Annotated in this window: 14 protein-coding genes; 5 read left to right on the top strand and 9 right to left on the bottom strand. The window is 59.5% G+C overall.

Annotated elements, in window-relative coordinates:
* Positions 1-15 precede the first annotated feature (15 nt).
* From NLY36_RS20265 to NLY36_RS20245, 5 genes are all read right to left on the bottom strand, one after another.
* On the bottom strand, positions 16-582 hold the full coding sequence (locus tag NLY36_RS20265; protein ID WP_156933290.1) for a DUF6894 family protein: 567 nt from the start codon (positions 580-582) through the stop codon (positions 16-18).
* The gene (locus NLY36_RS20260; protein WP_023699163.1) at positions 557-1192 is read right to left on the bottom strand and encodes a hypothetical protein; all 636 of its coding nucleotides are present in this window, start codon (positions 1190-1192) and stop codon (positions 557-559) included. The genes NLY36_RS20265 and NLY36_RS20260 overlap by 26 nt, the downstream gene beginning before the upstream one ends.
* 4 nt (positions 1193-1196) lie before the next feature.
* Positions 1197-1607: a phage holin family protein gene (locus tag NLY36_RS20255; protein ID WP_023713090.1), complete on the bottom strand. Its 411-nt coding sequence runs from the start codon at positions 1605-1607 to the stop codon at positions 1197-1199.
* 17 nt (positions 1608-1624) lie between these two features.
* Positions 1625-2182: a hypothetical protein gene (locus tag NLY36_RS20250; protein ID WP_245260344.1), complete on the bottom strand. Its 558-nt coding sequence runs from the start codon at positions 2180-2182 to the stop codon at positions 1625-1627.
* A gap of 715 nt (positions 2183-2897) precedes the next feature.
* Positions 2898-3248, bottom strand: coding sequence for a hypothetical protein (locus NLY36_RS20245; RefSeq protein WP_198020881.1), 351 nt, complete (start codon positions 3246-3248; stop codon positions 2898-2900).
* Between the two features lie 386 nt (positions 3249-3634).
* On the opposite strand from NLY36_RS20245, the gene NLY36_RS20240 reads away from it, so the two are divergent.
* Both NLY36_RS20240 and galE read left to right on the top strand, forming a co-directional pair.
* Positions 3635-4672 carry a UDP-glucuronic acid decarboxylase family protein gene (locus NLY36_RS20240; RefSeq protein ID WP_027049395.1) on the top strand — a complete coding sequence of 346 codons (1038 nt, stop codon included), beginning with the start codon at positions 3635-3637 and terminating at the stop codon, positions 4670-4672.
* Positions 4672-5748, top strand: coding sequence for a UDP-glucose 4-epimerase GalE (gene galE, locus NLY36_RS20235; RefSeq protein WP_023699167.1), 1077 nt, complete (start codon positions 4672-4674; stop codon positions 5746-5748). Before NLY36_RS20240 ends, galE begins: the two co-directional genes overlap by 1 nt.
* Before the next feature lie 67 nt (positions 5749-5815).
* Here galE and NLY36_RS20230 read toward each other — a convergent pair whose 3' ends face one another.
* From NLY36_RS20230 to NLY36_RS20220, 3 genes are all read right to left on the bottom strand, one after another.
* Positions 5816-6385 (bottom strand): DUF995 domain-containing protein, encoded by a 570-nt coding sequence (locus NLY36_RS20230; protein WP_023699168.1) that lies wholly within the window; start codon positions 6383-6385, stop codon positions 5816-5818.
* Positions 6386-6614: 229 nt separating this feature from the next.
* The gene (locus NLY36_RS20225; RefSeq protein WP_023699169.1) at positions 6615-9101 is read right to left on the bottom strand and encodes a sulfatase-like hydrolase/transferase; all 2487 of its coding nucleotides are present in this window, start codon (positions 9099-9101) and stop codon (positions 6615-6617) included.
* 275 nt (positions 9102-9376) lie between these two features.
* The gene (locus tag NLY36_RS20220; RefSeq protein WP_023746383.1) at positions 9377-9895 is read right to left on the bottom strand and encodes a hypothetical protein; all 519 of its coding nucleotides are present in this window, start codon (positions 9893-9895) and stop codon (positions 9377-9379) included.
* 336 nt (positions 9896-10231) lie between these two features.
* Here NLY36_RS20220 and NLY36_RS20215 point away from each other — a divergent pair, with 336 nt between their 5' ends.
* Both NLY36_RS20215 and NLY36_RS20210 read left to right on the top strand, forming a co-directional pair.
* Positions 10232-12796, top strand: a complete 2565-nt coding sequence (locus tag NLY36_RS20215) for a DUF6212 domain-containing protein (protein WP_198022487.1) — start codon at positions 10232-10234, stop codon at positions 12794-12796.
* Positions 12797-12997: 201 nt separating this feature from the next.
* Complete coding sequence (locus NLY36_RS20210; protein WP_023670631.1) at positions 12998-13237, top strand: hypothetical protein; 240 nt, start codon at positions 12998-13000, stop codon at positions 13235-13237.
* Positions 13238-13273: 36 nt separating this feature from the next.
* Here NLY36_RS20210 and NLY36_RS20205 read toward each other — a convergent pair whose 3' ends face one another.
* Positions 13274-14287, bottom strand: coding sequence for a glycosyltransferase family 2 protein (locus NLY36_RS20205; RefSeq protein WP_027049390.1), 1014 nt, complete (start codon positions 14285-14287; stop codon positions 13274-13276).
* Between the two features lie 127 nt (positions 14288-14414).
* Between NLY36_RS20205 and NLY36_RS20200 the strand changes: the two genes are divergently transcribed.
* Complete coding sequence (locus NLY36_RS20200) at positions 14415-17717, top strand: DUF6212 domain-containing protein (protein ID WP_023746382.1); 3303 nt, start codon at positions 14415-14417, stop codon at positions 17715-17717.
* Positions 17718-17729: the final 12 nt, after the last annotated feature.

The following is a 17729-nucleotide window of genomic DNA, read 5'->3' as shown; positions in this document are numbered from 1 at the left end:
CGTGAGCGGTCGTCCCTAAAGCGGCGTGTTGTCGTTGGCCTGCCGGGCGGCTTCGGCCTCGGCGACGTCGATCGTGCAAAGCTCGTTGCCTGCCTGATCGCGCATCCGTACCAGCCATCCAGTCAAATCGTCGTCGCCGGTTGCAGGGACGAGCAGGTCGATCGCGCAACGGATCGCTTCGGCGCGAGCAGCCTCAAAACTTGGCATCACGGCAGGCGGAACCTGGCGAGCCTGGTCGCCGTCGCGATATTCGAACGTATAGACATTGCTCTGCCGGCCGCGGACATTGCCGGATTCCGGTGTCCTATTGAAACCGCCAATTCTATCGACAGGCATTTCGAAGGTCGCGGTCTGAACAAGCAGGGCTTTTGCACGGTCGATTGCCCCCAGCGCGCCGTCGGCGACGTCGCCTCGCGCCATTTCGACCGCGATAGATTCACCCCCCTGGCCCTCAAACACCACTCTAACAAGAGGCAGGCCGGAAGGCGCGGCCGCCTGTCCAATGTTGATTCCGACGATATGCATGGGGATACCTTTGACGCTCAGTTTCGCACTCTCAGTGCTTTCGCTGCTCGTGCTCATCCGCGCGGACGAGATAGTCGCTAGCTGCGGCCAGTACGGCCAAGAACGCAGCGGCATATCTGGCAAACCCGAAGGCCTGCGCGGCGGCCAATTTCGCACCGCGTGCATGCTCGGCGATAAATGCATCCGTCGCATCCTGAACTTCAGCTCCAGCCTTGCCGAATAGGGTGCGCTCCTTGGCTGTGGGCTCAAACGCCTTACCGATTATGTGGCCGAGCAGCAGGCCACCCGCAGATCCAGCGAGCACCTTGGCCCGAAACAGGTTTGTGATCGCCTTGCGCGGATGGGCTTCATAACGAATTGACGCGGCGTCGGAATGCGAGGCGCCGGCGACCTTATCTACAGCTATATCGTCGGCGCCTGCCGGGCCATGCGTGCTTCGCCTGCCGGCGTCAAACACCGCAACTGCACCCAGTGCGACCGCGGCAGCAGTGCCGCCATTATTCTTGACGGCGTCCGACACACCGCCTAGCGCCTTCGCCACCTTCTGCTTCGCGTACCGGGTGGACGCATCGACCAGATTTCGGGGCTGCAGGCGCCGGCTTATCTCGCTGACAGGTTCAAACAAAGCCTGCCGCTCTGTGCGGCTTTGCAGCATGATCTCGCGCATCTCTTCACTGGGTTGAGCCAAAACGCATCCCCTGTTTCAATGCCGCGATGTCAGTGCGCACCTGGTTGACGGTTTCGACAGGTGTGATGGTCCATCCCGCGAGCGCTCGCTTCGCAAGATAGAGAAACAGCACGCCGCCTACCCCCAGAAGCGCTGCGACGATTAGGCAAGCTACCATCGGACCGACACCAAAGTGGATCATAGCGAGGATCAGGAACTGGACCATGGCGAATGCAGCCAAGACAAAGAGCACCAGTGCGGCGATGCCGCACGCGCCTGACGAGACGATCGTAGACGTCTTAACCTTCATCTCGGCTTGGAGAAGACGAAGATCGAGGCGCATCAGCGAAGCGAGATGGCTATACCCTTCGCTGAAAACGCTTCCCAAGGGTCGGAGATTGGAACCATCATCCATCTGGAACGCTCTTCGTGTCAGGACCGATCGGAGCTTCGCATGATCCGGGTCAGCACAACGCCGGCCAGGATGCCTACGCCGAAAAAGGCCGCCGGTTGGCGCTGGGCGAATTTCGTGACCGAGTCGAGCAGTTCACCCACGTTGCGGTCCCTGATATCCGACGAAATCCGTTCGACACCTTCGGCCGCGCTCCGAACCATGCCTGCAACCTGCGGAGATTGCTTCTCGATTCCATCAGCCGCCTCCTTCACGGAATGGGCAATGTTGGCGATCGCGTCGGCGCCGGCGGTCTTGTTCGACTCCACCGCTTCCTTGAAGGCGCCCGCAGCATCCGACGCAACCGAACCGGCATAATTTTTCGCGTCAGTCGTCACCGAAGCGGCAGCGGTTTTGAGATGCCCTGCGGTTTCGGCAGCGCTCGACTTTAGTTTGCCGAGCGCTTCCTTGCTGCTGTCGGCCACCTCGGCATCGTTAGTGTGTAGCCAGTTCAGGTCGCTCGATGATCCAGTGGGGTCGTTGCTGATTGATGTGTTCACGGTTTTCCACTCCTGTTGTTGTGAAGTGAACTCGGCCAATGGCAACCTGTTCCTGCCTAGAGCGAATTTTCCTGCCGCGAGGTCTCACTAGTAGCTCTAACATGCTATTTTCGATTTGGCCTGCTGCCGGAACAGAGCAGAACTCGGGCATCTGCACCAACCGCTTCGGATCTTGCCGGGCTAACGTCAACGGACTTCCAACCAGCATCTAAAACCTGAGTGCGGAGAACTGCTCCAGCACGCGATGCAATCTTGGAAGCGACGTTCTTGGTGCACCAAAATGCCCGATCCAACGAAGCCCGCTATCGATTTCAGCTACCAATACCTGCCCTACGGAACGCAACTCGACCACGACTTGGCCGAGCTCGTGCGCAGCGCCGACGAAACAATCGACGCGCTGGCCGATGTGCGGCGGGCCGACGGGGCACTGCCGAACGCAAAGGTAACGGTCGACAGTCTTTCTCCGGCCGTCCTGGCGCTGCTGCGTGGCGACGGCCCGACTGGATCAACAGGGCCGACGGGACCGGCTGGCGTCGGCGCGACGGGGCCGAGCGGTCCCGCGCGATCGACGCCCCAACCGCAGCTTCTAAGGCGTTCGACAGAAGGGACGACGACCGTTTTCGCGCGGCTTCGACTGGATCTCTGCTTCCGACATCCGCAAACCATACGCGGATCGCTTCAGAATGGACCGGGTTATTGGGTATGCTGCATCTGCCAACGAAGGCGCTGCGGCTGCGGAGAGCGGTTGTGTGCGTCAAGCCCGGGCCGCCGGTGAAAGAGATAGGCGTCCCGGGCGATCGGTTGCGATTACGCCCGCCTCGTCGCGCAAGATCTCGTCGGGCAGTTGAGGGCTGACCTGGCGGGGGTTCGGCACGCTTTGGGAACCAACCGCATTAGCTTGTAAGATTTTATTGACAAGGTCCCATGTACGAATATTTTCGATATTTTCAAATGCTAGACCTCTGTCAGTATAAGTTTTGCTAAAGTAAGTATTAGTCTTAGATCTGCCTATTTTTTGCGGAGGTGAGAGTGCCTTGATGGCCAAATTTCCGCCGATCGGCTGTCGAAAAATCAGAAAAATGGTCTTTATATTACTGTGGTCCATTCAAATTTATAGCCCAATTCTCAGCTTTATGCGGCTGCGCTGCCGCCCCGCGATTAACCACTCCCGAATGAACACGGTTAACGATTCGCTAATTTAGTTGACTATGTTTTGCACAGGTATATTTTCGAAACGTTGGGATGTGCAATTTGGGCGAGCAATAGGCGATGGTGGCATCAGGCGCGTGACCGCGGTTTCGGGGCGTATCGGATGCTGAACGGCAGCTAATAGCCGCGTAGCACCGCCCAGCAACTCAAAAAGCAATCGACAGACAACAGGAGTGGACGATTCCGCGGGAGCGGAAGGTTTGTGACGTTCTCAGGAACGTCGCCCGGCAACGCTATGGCCGGCAGTAGTGTGCGCAGTGCGTAAGGGCGAAGGGGTGGAGTATGGGTAGAACTGTCAATGTTCTGAAACTCGGGGCCGGGAACACCCGAAGGGGCGCGAATTCCAATCGGGGTCGCGCGCTGGTTGCCGGTGGGGCAGGATTCCTGGGTTCGCATCTGTGCGAGCGTCTTTTGCGGGATGGTTACGACGTTGTCGTGTTGGACAATTTCCACACCGGCAAAAGATACAATCTCAACGCCCTCGTGCGCGATCCGCGATTTACGTGCATCGAGCACGACATCGTCGACCCACTGCCCTTGGATCTCCAGGTCGATGAAATCTACAATCTCGCCTGTCCGGCGTCCCCGCCGCATTACCAGGCAAATCCGATCCATACGTTCAAGACAAGCGTGCTTGGTTCGCTGAACCTGCTCGAACTCGCGCGGCGGAACAATGCGAAGATATTTCAGGCTTCGACGTCCGAAGTCTACGGCGACCCCCTGGTACATCCGCAGCCGGAAGGCTACTTCGGCAACGTCAACCCGCACGGTCCGCGATCCTGCTATGATGAGGGCAAGCGTTCGGCCGAGACGCTGTTCTTCGATTATTCGAGAACGTATAGCCTCGATGTCCGCGTCGCACGGATCTTCAACACCTATGGCCGCCGCATGCAACCAGACGATGGCCGCGTCGTGTCGAACTTCATCGTCCAGGCTTTGCGCGGTGACGACCTGACCGTCTACGGCAGCGGCCGGCAGACCCGTTCATTCTGCTACGCGGACGACCTCATCGAAGGTTTTATCCAGTTGATGAACGCACCGAGCGCACCGCAGCACCCGGTCAATCTCGGCAACCCTGCCGAATTCACCATTCTGGAACTGGCGACACAGGTGCTCGAATACACCAACTCACGTTCGAAGATCGTGCATCGGCCGCTGCCGGTCGACGACCCCAAGCAGCGTCGGCCGGACATCTCATTTGCCCGGGAAAATCTTGGCTGGGAGCCAAAGATCAGCCTGAGCCAGGGGCTCGCGCATACCACGGCGTATTTTGACGCCCTTCTCTACCCGAACCGGCGCGTCAAAGAAGCTGCGATGTAATGAGCCGCCCGGCAATCCTGGTGACGGGTGGGGCCGGTTACATCGGCAGCCACACCTGCAAGCTGTTGTCAGCTGCCGGCTACCTGCCCGTCGTTTTTGACAATCTGAGCCGTGGCAATGAGAGATCCGTTGCCTGGGGGCCGCTTGTTGTCGGCGATATCCGGGACCGGGAGGCGCTACAGCAGGCGATCAGCACCTACCAGCCGCAAGCGATCATCCACTTTGCTGCGCTCGCTTATGTGGGCGAGTCTGTTCACGAGCCCGCAGAGTATTATTCGACCAATGTGTCGGGTACCATCGCGGTGCTTGATGCGGCACGCTCGAGTTCTATCGAAAACATTATCTTTTCAAGCAGCTGCGCGACGTACGGCGTGCCCGAAACACTGCCCATTCGAGAGACCTCGGCGCAAAATCCAATCAGCCCCTATGGGCGAACCAAGCTGATGGGCGAGCAGATCATCAGCGACTATGCCAGCGCCTACGGAATGAAATATGCGATCCTGCGTTATTTCAACGCCTGCGGCGCCGATCCCGACGGCGAGCTCGGTGAGTGGCACTCGCCTGAAACGCACCTGATCCCGCGCGTGCTCATGGCCGCATCAGGCACCATCGACGAGATCGAGGTTTTCGGCACAGACTACGACACGTCGGATGGCACCTGCGTGCGCGATTACATCCATGTCAGCGATCTGGCCCGCGCGCATCTGAGGGCTTTCATGCATCTGGAGGCGGGTGGCGAAAACCTGTCGGTCAATCTCGGCACCGGGCGCGGGGTTTCGATCAAGGAGATTCTCCAGGCGGTCACCCGGATGACGTCAAAATCGGTTCCGGTTGTCTTCCGGCCCGGGCGCCCGGGAGACCCGGCGGAGCTCTATGCGGACCCGATCAAAGCGCGCGAACACCTGGGCTTCGTGCCGGAACTTTCCGACATCGATACCATCGTCAGGACAGCCGCCCCGTTCTTCGGGCTGGAGGCCACCGCGTTCACAATTCCGATGCCGACGGCGAGGCGCCGCCGGTCAACTGCGCCAGGAATGCCAAATGCATTGGAGGACATCACCAGCTCGCAAAGCTAGTAGTCGTCCCTGTTTGTCGTTGTCGGGGACGTGGGCTCATTGAGGTGGGTGAGCTTCTCGGCGAGCCTCAACTTTTGGAATCGATCGAGGTACGGATCTTGTCGAACTGCGCGCCCTTTGTATCGCCTTCCTCGAACTTTCGTTGCTCGTCGGAAGGGTCTCCCGGAGAGTGCCGGAAACTGTACCAGACACCGTCCGGATCCTTGCGCTGTTCGAGGGTCCCACTCCGGAAGCGGTGGCTGAAACACGTGCGGATCGGCGCTGCGGCGTAGGTCTTGGACCGCCAGACGAGATCCATGCACATCTTGCCATCGTTGCTCAGATGCCATCTGCCTTCGCCGACAGAAGCCGTGTCTTGCTCGGAGGTCCAGGCCCGGACCGGTCGATCCTTCTGTCCGAAATAGGCCGCTCCGTTATCCCATATCCACGTGCGGTCAGCATAAACAAGCTGAAGTTGGAAAGCCGTGGGAACGGCAACGGCATCTGCAGGGCCGCTGTCTTTGGGACCAGCTGCGTGCGCGGCTCCGCAAAGCGCCATCTGGCACCAAATGGCCAGGACGGGCGCAAGCGAGATGGCAAGTCGATGGCGCCTCGCCCGGCTCGCTGACTCAAATGGCAATCCGGTCCTGTTCGTCATGCTGAGCGGTCGCATTCAATGTTCGCTTCCCAAGCGGGCGTCGACCAGCCGAGCATACCGCAAGAACGGGCCCGGTCCGTCCTGCGCTGACAAGTGGCTCCACGCTGCAACCGTCAGTGTTTCGCATGCTAGTGAGTACCCCTCGAAGATGTCAACCGGTAGGACGGTCAGTGTCTGTCGCGGCGCGCAGGGGCTGCAAATCGAGGACGACGGTCTGCCACGCGGCACGCTATAGACATCCCTCGACGAACGGGCCGCTAACCCATAGCGAGCCGTTGCTGTACATGGCGGTCCCGTTGTCGTCGGTGTAGCCGTGCGATTGCTCGTCGACACGCAGCCTGGTGTTTGGCACCAACTGACCGTTCACCTTGACGCTCTTGATGAACAGATTGCGATCACCTGCCTTGCCGTCTCCGCCCCACAGGTCGTTGCTGTAGCGAAGCTCGATCGTCTTCGGGTTAGGCACGCTGCTGAGATCGATGTGGAACGGCTTGGCCAGGGTTGACGCCTGCATCAGCTCCGCCATGGCGGCTTCCGGCGTCGAAGCGACGCTTTCCTTGCCCGGGACGTCGATCTCGGCAGTGGTCTTTCCGTCGACCACGACGTCGAACCGAGGCGCGCCCCGGAGATTAATGCCGGCAGCGTCGACCTCCAGACTGGTGATGGCGCAACGTCCTGTCTCTTTCGCCGCGGCGGCCACCAGGTCGGCCACGCGCTCTCTCTGCGATTGCACCCATCCGGCGATGGGCTGCAGCAGCGCGTTTCGATCGCCGGCATCAGTGAAGAGGTTGGTTCGCTCATCGGAATCGGCCTTGAGGTCGTATTCCTCCACCTTGCCGGTGGTCGCGTTGAAGATGACCTTTCGATCGTTCTCGCGATAGCCGAACAGGAAACCGGCCCAGGGATTGAAGAAGAAGGTCTTGTTTGGCCGTTGCTCGCTGAACAAAGTGCGCCCCTGCCACTGCTTGGGCAGCGCAAGTCCGAGTATGTCGAAGATCGTCGGGGCGATATCGACGATGCCGCCGACCGGGTGAGCAACTTCATCATGAAAGAGATGCTTGTTGATCATGATGAGCGGGATGTGGATGTTTTCCTCGTAAATCGCGCTGGCATGAATGTAGTCGCCATGCTCCCCGAACGCTTCGCCGTGATCGCCCAATATGACCACCAGCGTCGAATCGAGCTTGCCAGACTGCTTGAGCGATTCAAGGATCTCGCCAAGGGCCGTATCGCCGACCTTCAGGGCGTTGAGATAGGCATTGAATTTCTGGTCGTCCGAGTAGTGGACCAGCGTGTTGCCATCGGAGGAAGGCGCCATCTTTGAAAACATCGGGCTGTCGGTGATGTAGGGATAATGGGTCATCGCCGTGAACATGATGCCGAAGAAAGGTTTTGCCTCGTCCTTGTTCATCCAATCGATGATCGACTGCGCCGTGCAAAGGTCACTGTTGTAGTCCATGTTTTTCCACTGCTCGGAGCTGAGCTTGAAGGTCGGGGTGCCGCATTTCTGCCCCCGGTAGTCCTGGACCACATCCAGTCCCTTGTTGAGGAAAAACTCATCGACCCGTTGGAATCGGGAATCCGCGCTCCAGAAAAACCCTGTGCGGAAATTGTTCTTGGACAAGGTGTTGGAGATCGAGTCCAGCGGCAGATAGGGATACCTTGCCGTCATGCCATAATATGAAATGTCGTTGTACATCGAGGTGAGCAGAGAAAATATCGAGTAATGCGTGGACGGTGCGTGCGCATATATGTTGTCGAATCGTATCGAGTCCTTTGCATACCTCTTCATATTCGGCGTGACCGGATACTTGCCGCCAAACGTCTCGATGTATTTGGATGGCACCGACTCCATCATGAAAATCAGCACGTTCTTGATTGGGTTCGGCGTCGGCGCCTTGAAGGTCGACGTCTCCGGCGGTCGCTCGCCGACGCTGGCGACATCCGGGTCATTGGTGCTGGCATTCATCGTCAGCACGACCGGCGTTGGATTGAGCAGGGCCGATTTAACAAAATACAGGATCGGATTGTCGATCTCGGCCGCCGGCAGCGCTTCCGCACGTACGTGGTGTCCACTACCGGCGATGGCAGCGCCGACACACACAACGAGCACGCCCAGGAAGGCCCCGTAGCCAGCGGCGCTCAGCCGCTGGCACAAACTGGCCGCGGCATAGCCAAGAATGAGCACCAGGATGACGGACCCGGAAAGGGTAGCGAAGTCCTTGATGTTGAGCGCGTCGCCCATCGCGTTCCTGGCATCGGCATTCTGCAGGAAGTCGCCATAGACCAGCCACTGGAACGTGAACGGTTCGCCCAGCATTTTGACGAGATTGATGTTGGCAAATCCCCAGCCCAGAGAGACCACGATAGCAACATAGAAGAGCAAGACGACGATTGCTGAGCCGAGACGGCTCGCCTTTGCCAGGAACAGCAGGATCAAAGTCGTCACAGTCAGGGACGTAACGACAATCAGGTCATAGTAGCTCGATGCCAATCCCTTGGGGACGGCCGCCAAAAGGCCTAAAACCGTGGTTTGCGGATCAATGATTGCGCCGCGGTAGACACCCAAAAGCAGCCACGACAACAGGCCCGTGCAGATGACCCGCAGGCTCCTGCGCCGGAAGCGCACATTCTTCGCCGAAGCGGTCCCCGCCTTCGACTGCGTAAGGCCGCTCTCAGGTCGGCTCGCCGACCCCCTACTGCCGCCGATGCTCATACAAACTACCCGCCGCCAGTTTGCGCTTCGGCCCCAAACAATGGCCGACAGCCTTCAAACCCCCACCCGCAGAATCGGCTTGCGCTAAAAAAAAGTCAATGAAATGGAGCTTGCGTTAACCACGTCTCTTGAGAACTGGTTAATCCACGCGATAATCGGCGAGGCGTTGTGCCCAGGTGAGCTGTTCCATCAACTGGGCACCCGCCATATGAATTGACGAACGGCGGGCGCCGTCGACCGCCCGCCGTCATGACGTTTCAGTACTGCGCAGGCAATCAGCCGCCGCGCAGACGCGTTGGGCTCAGGCTCGCGACGGTCATGCCCTGCTGTTGGGAAGGACACGTCGGCAGAAAGCGGCTCGCATCCGCGTATGTCATGGTCGCGATGGAGCTCTTTAGCCCCCCACGCTTGGCGATCCAGCCGCGAACCCAGCCAGGGTAGTTTTTCATCATGAAATTCGCGGCCACCTGATTGCCGCGCGCAGAAACGCCATACGGCAGGTGAAAGCCGAACGACGCGCTCTGCGTAATGCACACCTTGCTCTTGGGCATCGACAGATAAAGCGTGCAGGCCGAGTCGCACGAACCGTTGAACCGCACAAAAGTGCCACTGCGACGCATTTTTAGCGCACGAATGGCATAGTCGATCACATAGCCGCCGCGATCGCCACTGATGGTCTTGACGTTGGCCGTGCCAAGGCTGATGCGCGGACGCAGCAATTCTCCTGCGGAGCTTGCCGAGACCAGTGCGCCGATCAAACCGAGCGCACCGAGAAACTTCATTGTCGTTTTCATTTGCGCCTCCTGCTATGCCGTCAATGACTAGCTGGGAGGCGTAAAAATTGAATATTCCGTGTCGCTAAATTTGAATCAGTCGATCGATTATGCAGTCGTTTTAGAACCTGATTGACGATTTGGTTTACCAATGACGCAGAAGCATGATCACTGAAAAGTAAACCTGTCGCAGGCATCATTGCAGATGACTGTGCTGCGTAGCGCAATCGGCGGATGTGGATCAGAGGAAGTCGGATGGCCGTTGGTGGCAAGGAGCGGAGGAGGTCAAAGGAAGGCAAGCCTCGCCGCGTCTGCGTCGTGACGAATGCAATCGACCATGGCGGCGAAGATGGCGCCATGGTCGAGTTGGCCAGGCTTTTTGCCGAAGAGGGGGACGACGTCACCCTGCTATGGGTTCCAGGCAGGGATGCTCCAACGGAGGAGGCCGCGCGCCACCGCGAGCTGGAGGCCGCATCGGTGCGGCTGGTCATTCTCGACAAGTCCGATCAGCTGCTTCCTTGGCTGACGACACCCGAGAGCCGGTCCGCCGCTGTGCTGCATTATCTCGAACGGTCCGGCCACGATTTGGTCTACGCGCCCCTTGAGGGCGGGCTGCCTTACTACACGCTGCTAGCTGTCGAGACTGCGGCTTTTGCCGCGCCGCCGATCGTGGTCGTCGCTCACGCTCCGGAAGAATGGGAACATGAAGCCGACAAGGCGTTCTTCGACAGCGCCGAGGTGATTGCCGTCGCCTATATGGAGAAATACTGCGCCGAGATGGCGAACCGGACGATCTGTGTGTCCGCAGCCTTGCGACACTGGATGTTGTCGAAGGGTTGGAAGGTGAAGAAGGCGATCGTGACGCCGATGTTGCCGCTGCAGCATCGTCTCGCTCCAGCCGGTGTGCGATCGTCGACGGGCGGAGAACTTGCCGTCTTGGCCGGATGGCGCTTCCGCGATGGCCTGACGCTGCTTTGCGACGCGCTCGACATCATAGCGCCAATGGCGCCAAAAGGGCTGACGGTCACCGCATTCGGTCCATTTGGAAAGATCATGGGCGAGCACAGCGGTGGACTGCTGCTGAGACGCGCCGAGCGGTGGCCGTTCAAGGTCAACCTGTTGGCGCACGCAAGCCCCGCCGCAAAGCTCGACTACGTCGCGCGGGCCGGCGCGATTGCCGTCATCCCCGCCCACGCCGCATCGACGGGCGGCACCGTTGCCGCATGCATCGAGGCGGGATTGCCTTTCGTTGCGACCAATGTCGACGCGAACGCCGAGCGCTGGAGTGCGCAGGCGAGGCAGCCGCGGCTGGTCGATCCTGACGCCGCCGCGTTGGCGCAGGCCATTTCGGCGGCGCTCGACGACCCGCCTCGCCCACTGCCTGTCGACAGCCTGAGCCAATGTCGGCAGTCCTGGCTGGATACGCGCAACTTGCCGACGCCAACTAGGCGCTGGCGCGTCGACAAAAGTGCCGGGTCGTCACCCCTGGTCTCTATTGTCATGGCCCATCGCAACCGGCCGCTCTATCTTAAACAGGCAATCGCTGCGATCGAAGCGCAAACCTATGATCACCTGGAACTGGTTCTGGTCGACGACGGAAGCGACCTGGATGAAGTCAGGCGATTGCTGGATACGCTGGAACCGACCTTCCGTCAGCGCGGGTGGAAGATTCTGCGCCGACCGCACAAGCACCTCGGTGCGGCGCGAAATGCCGGCATCCGAGCTTCGCATGGCGAGCTGATCCTGTTCGTCGACGACGACAACGCGCTGTTTGCAGAGGCCGTCGATCATTTCGTGCGTGCGATGGCTACATCGGGTGCCGACATCTGCACTGCGTTCCAACTGATCTTCTACGAGGATTTCGTGCCCGAAGATCGCGCCGACGGGCTGATCCAGTACCTGCCTCTGGGTGGTCCCGACGCGCTCGGCCTGATCCATAACGTCTACGGTGACGCGAATGCGATGATGCGCCGGTCTGTCTTCTCGCGGATCGGGTTCTTGATCGAAAAGCCGGGCTACGCCATGCACGACTGGGAATTCTTTGCTCGAGCCTCTCTCGCCGGTCTCAAGATCAGGACGATTCCAAAGCCGCTATACTGGTATCGCTCGAAACCGGATGGCATGTTTCGGACGTCGAACTGGTACGACAACCGGCTTCCCATCCTGGAGGCGTTCAGGTCGAGCCTGCCCGATGGCGCCCGCCTGCTGCATCATTTGCCCATTGCCCAGAACGCGCACCGGTCTGAAATTGAAAGTGCCCGCGAAAACCTGAAATATACCCCCGGCAATCGGAAATATCTGGAGCTTTGCGACATCGAGCCGAACAGCGATGCGGCCATAGAGAAGCTTGCCAGCATTGCTGGGTCGATCGGCCGCCCCGATACGGGTGCCACTTTGCTTGGGCGCCCCGCCACAGACCACAATGCCGCCGACCGTCCTGATGTCGGCGGCGGTTCTATCATTCTCGACTACGACATGCTGCGGAGTGCGCGGTTGCTTACACCGCGCGTCTCGGCTCTCCCGCTGTTGCTTGTCGCACCGGACGACGGCGGGGTGTTCTTGCGTCCGCATGCGGACGGCCCGGTCGCTGCATCGCTTGATCATCATTTTCCAGCCTTCTTCCGGAAGGTTGAAGCATCCGTCGAAATCGCTCATGCCGATGCGCCGGCGATGGATTTTGCTCTCGCCCTTGCTCGACCCGACCAGCCCATAGATTGGCAACAGGACATCGGCAAGCAAACGATCGCCTTCTCAGGCTGGATGAGCATCGAAGACAGATTTGTGCGTCATCACTTGGTGGCAACGCTTCGCACACGAAGGAAGATGCTGCTTTCAATCGTTCTCGCCGTTCGTTTCACCGCAACTTCCAACGGTTTTCCCACGAATGCGTTCTTCCGCACGCTGACACTGTTCAGCGACTAAACGTCGATCCAACCAGGCAAGGGAGATCCGAGCCCAAGCCAGGCCCGTTCATCGGTCGTGCGCGTTAACCACGTTGGTGGAACCTTCCAAGAATGGTTGACAAAACGTTAACAGACGCTAATGTTTCAGTGGGTTGAGTAGGTGGGGTGCGTTATGCGTAGGATTCATTCTCTACTGTTGGGTGGACTTAGTCTGCTGGGGTTGAGCGTCGCTTTTTCTGACGCGGCGCAGGCGAAGACCGAAGTTGGCGTCAAGGAAGCCGAGCTTGCCTGCGAGCAGGCCCTTAAAACCGGCACCATCGAGGCACTTGAGGATTATCTGCACCGGTACCCGAACGCTCCGACAGCCTGCAAGGCGCTTGCTCTCAACAGTTTGGGCCAGTTTGCGGGCGGTGAAGAGGGCAAAGGCCACGGTGAAGGCGGCGGCCGCTACGGCGGATAAGCATCAGCCGGATTTTCCCTCAGTAGTTCGAGCACATCAGGTGGCGTAGTCGCTGCGCTGGTGTTGCATGGCCAGGGTCGAAACGAAACCGGCGAAGGGCTCCGAGGTCTTCATCCAGCCGAGTTCGACGAGTTGCGCGCCGTCACCCCGATAGCAGACGGAGCTTTGGTTCCGAAGCGCGAGTTTCGGATTGCGCTCCAAGGCCTCCATGTAGGCAGCGCGCTCCTCAAGCGTCTTTTCCTTGAGCTGCGCATTTTCACTCAGAGACGACGCTGATTTCTGGCGGAATCCCCAGACGAATTTGAAGTGCAGCAATGCGACGCGCAGTTCGCTGAATCGGACCTTGCTGATCGTGTGCTGTGCGACGTGATAACGCGTGCCGCGCCCCCATTTCACGATCGGCACCTTTGTCAGGCACGGGGGAAAAGTTTGCTTGAACCGGCCGTGCCAGAAGACCCGTTCCCTCACGCCACCGAACATCTGCTCGGGTGGGTACATACCGTCGCGCGGGCGCAGCCATCCCGGCTCCGGGTCGAAGTAGGGTGAAGCTTCAACAAGCGGGATCTTGCCATCATAGCTGTATTCGGCCAACGGGCCATCGGCGTACATGTCGATCATGGAGCCTATGACAGCGTCGACGCCGGTCGAATCGAGGTAGCTGCAAAGCTGCTGGAGATTTGCCCGCTCAAAATCGGGATAGACGAGAAGTTCGTCGGCGTCGATCGAAAGGCACCAATGGCCGGTGCCGAACACATTCATGAGCGTGTTGATCCATCGCGGCGGATCGATGTTTTCAGCGAAATGCGATCCTTCCGTGTGGAAGCAGTGGCTGTCCGGCTGCTCCAGGATCAATTCGCGGGTCCCATCCGTGGAGCCATTGTCCAGGAAGAAGAACCGATCGACGCCCAGGCCGCGGTAGTGGTCGAGAAGTTGCCGCAGCAATTGGGCTTCGTTGCGCAGTCCGACAAAGCACAAGATCTCGCCATCGGTCACGTCAATGGGCCGGTCGTCCAGTCGCGCGAGATGTTTTGGGGATCGAAGTTCAACCATCCGAGGTCATCAACCAGTTTACGCGAAAGGCAGGTACGCTGCTGAGAGTCCCGCGAAACGATTATCAAAGTGTTATCCAACTGTTGGCAAGACTGTTTCGAACGAAGCAGGCTGACAAGGGGGGTCATTGAGCATTGGTTCCAAGGCAGGCGCCATGCCCACGGGCAAGCGACAGGCAAGCCAGAAGCCTCGCAATGTGTGTGTCGTTTCGGAGGTTGAGTTCGGCTCGACGGCGACTGGCGATCACGGGTCGGTAACCTACGCGCTGGCGCAGCATCTGGCCGGAACGGGCGATACCGTGACGCTGCTTTGGGCGCCGAGCCCGCTCGGCAGCCAGCCCGATGATCAGGAAATAGTCAGGCTGGGCAAATGGTGCTTCGACAATTTCCTGGTGCGGCTCGAATTGTTGCCGCCCTCGCCCGAGTTGCTGCGCGGCACGGAGTCCTGCGACAAGAACTCATTGGCCGCCTACCACTACCTCAAGCAGAATGCATTCGACGTCGTCTATTTTGCGCTTGAAGGCGGACTGGCGCATTTCTCCACCCTTGCGAAGCGCACAGGTGTCTTTCCCGATCCTCCTACGATCATCGTGCTCGCACATGAGCCCCTTGTGTGGAAGCTGGAAGCCAATTCACGGGCGGTCGAACGCAAGGAGCAGATGACCGTCGCGCACATGGAAAAGAGGTCGGCCGAGACGTGCGACCATCTTGTCATCGCTGGCCAGTCGCTGCTCGACTGGATGGCCAAGGCGGGATGGAAGCTGCCCACCAGCCATCACATTGCTGCGCCCCTCGAGCCGGAGGAGTGGCGTTCCAACTTCGCTGTCGATCACTACAGGCCGCGGGATCGGCCAACCGCCGAAGTGATTCATTTTTCAGGCACAGAGGCGCGCGATGGGCTGACGCTGTTCTGCGATGCGCTCGATCGTCTGGCCGACAGCGGCGTCACCGATCTGACAGTGACGGTAGTCGGCGCGTTTGGTCATGTCCTGGGCGAGCATTCGGGTGGCATGATCGTTCGGCGTGCGCGGCAATGGCCGTTCAAATTGAAGCTCCTGCCCATTCGAGATGAGCCTGACATCTATAGATACCTGCGGCAGAGTCATGCTCTGGTGGCGATGACGCACTCAGCGGCTCAGCTGCCGCTGGAAGTGATGACGTGCCTTAACGAAGAGATCCCGTTCATTGCGACAGATGTCGGCAGCATTCGTGACGTGCTCCATCCGAAGTCGGCCGATGCCGTCCTGATGGATGCGTCGGCCTCCGCCATCGCGGCCAAAATTGCGTCTGTGCTGGAAAGCCGATCGTTTCGTCCGGCAAAGCCCCTGCAAAAGCGGGAAGCGCTCGAGAAAGCCTGGAGCGGGCTGCACGCGAAATTCTCCCGCGAACCCGGCAAGGTCTCCAGTCGCAGGCGGAGCCAACGGCCGCTCGTTTCGATCATCACTGCGCACTACAACCGGGTGCACCTGTTGCCGCAGGCGATTGCCTCGGTTCGACGCCAGGACTACCCCAACATCGAATTGATTGTCGTCGATGACGGCAGCACCGATCCCGATGCAATCAACCTGTTGGCGGAACTCGAACCGGAGTTCGAGCAGCGAGGATGGCGGATCATCCAGCAGAAGAACGGCTTCCTCGGCAAGGCGCGCAACACCGGTATCCGCGCCGCCAGGGGTTCGCTGATCCTGTTCCTGGACGACGACAACGTGCTGTTCCCAAACGCCGTCAGTACGTTCGTCGCCGGCATGCAAAATTCCGGCGCCGATATCTGCACGACCTTCGCCAAGTGGCTCAACGAGCCCTTCGTGCCGCCGGACACCAGGAGCGGCTATGTGCTCTACTTCCCGGTCGGCGGGCCGACGGACATCGCCATGCTCAACAATCCGTATGGCGATGCCAATGCGATGTTCCGGCGTGAGGTGTTCGACAAGATAGGTTACCTCAACGAAGAGCGGGGGTTTTCCGCAAGCGACTGGGAGTTTTTCCTTCGCGCGGATCTGGCAGGCCTGGAGATCGTCCCTGTCCCGGAGCCGCTCTATTGGTACCGGTCGGCACCGACGGGCATGAATCGAAATGCCGAGTGGCTGAGGAATCGCAAGCCGATCATCGCTGTCTTTCGAAAGCATCGATTCGCGAAAACGGAAATGTTCGTGCAACTGGCCATCAGCTCGAACACCGACAATCATGAGAAGGAGCTCAATCTCTGGAATCTGGAGCTGCGGGTTAACGACGAGCGGTATCTCAGGTTGAGTACAGGTCCCGCCAATACCGCGGACGCCATGCAGTTGCTGGCCGAGATCGCGGCACGCGAAGGCAGGGCGGATACCGCAATTTCGCTTCTCGCCCGTGCAGGGCGAAGCGACTTTGCTGTGGGTGTGGTTGAAATACTCAACGCTGCGACCGGAGAGACGGTGCCCGAGTTGAATTCCTCGCTGTACCGCGAGCAGTATCTTTCCGCCGAGCCCATGCGCCTGGCTCATGTCGGTTCGTATCCGGATGCCGATCCGGACCTGCTGAGCTATGTCGAACAGTCTCCAGACCAGTTGTTCCTCGAAGCCAGGGGCAGCAATGTCACCATGGCTTTGCTGAAGGGAGTCTGCCCGCCGGGCACCGTAGGCGCGACGTGTTGGGTTTACCTCGACGAGGAACTGACGGGCTCTGCGCAGTTTCAGCTCGCGATCGTAGACGCAGAAAACCAGACCTTCAGCAATCTCGCCCGGCTGCTTGAGGTTGGCAGCGGGAGCGGTTGGGCTGATGTCAGCCGACGGCACGAGGCGCGTGAGATAGGGGCGATGGTCAGTTCGCCGGCAACCGGCCGACGCGATTTGTTGTTGGCAGTCAAATGCGGCGGCAGCCGCCCGGAGGCGCGCGTCCTCGGCGGCTTTTCCAGCGTCCATATCCGCCATGTCGTTTCGAACGATGCCAGGCGCCCGCGCCTCAACGCACCCCAACAGCGCCAACGCACGCGCCGAATGACCAATGATGATCTGAAGCGTGCGGCGCTTGTGACGGATTATCCCTCCGAGCTGCCGACGCTGCTCATCGCGGGCGACAATGGCGGTATATTCCTGCGGCCGAACACGCACGGTCCGGTTGTTGCCGCCCTCAATTCGGCGTTCCCGGCCTTTGCCAGAAGTGTCATCGCGACAGTGGAGATCGCCCACGATGAAGCATCCCCATTCGAGTTCGCCATGGCGCTCGGCAGGCAAGAAGAAAAACTTGTGTGGAAACACGATGCACCTGTCGGCGCGCTGTCATTCTCGGGATGGACGCGCGTCTCGAGACCGTTCGAACTGCATGACCTGAAAGTTTCGACCCGGGAGGTCGATCGCAAGTGGCTGACGATCTACCTGGCAATCCGGCTGCCATCCGGCTCGAAGCCGATGCCGTCCAATGCTTTCTGGCGCAAGCTGTTGCTGGTGTGGGACTGAGGGGCGCGGGTT

The sequence above is a fragment of the Mesorhizobium sp. C399B genome, from assembly GCF_030323185.1.
In the GTDB taxonomy this organism is placed as follows: domain Bacteria; phylum Pseudomonadota; class Alphaproteobacteria; order Rhizobiales; family Rhizobiaceae; genus Mesorhizobium.
The sequence above is the reverse complement of the archived record's forward strand: the minus strand, read 5'-3'. Positions and strand labels throughout refer to the sequence as shown.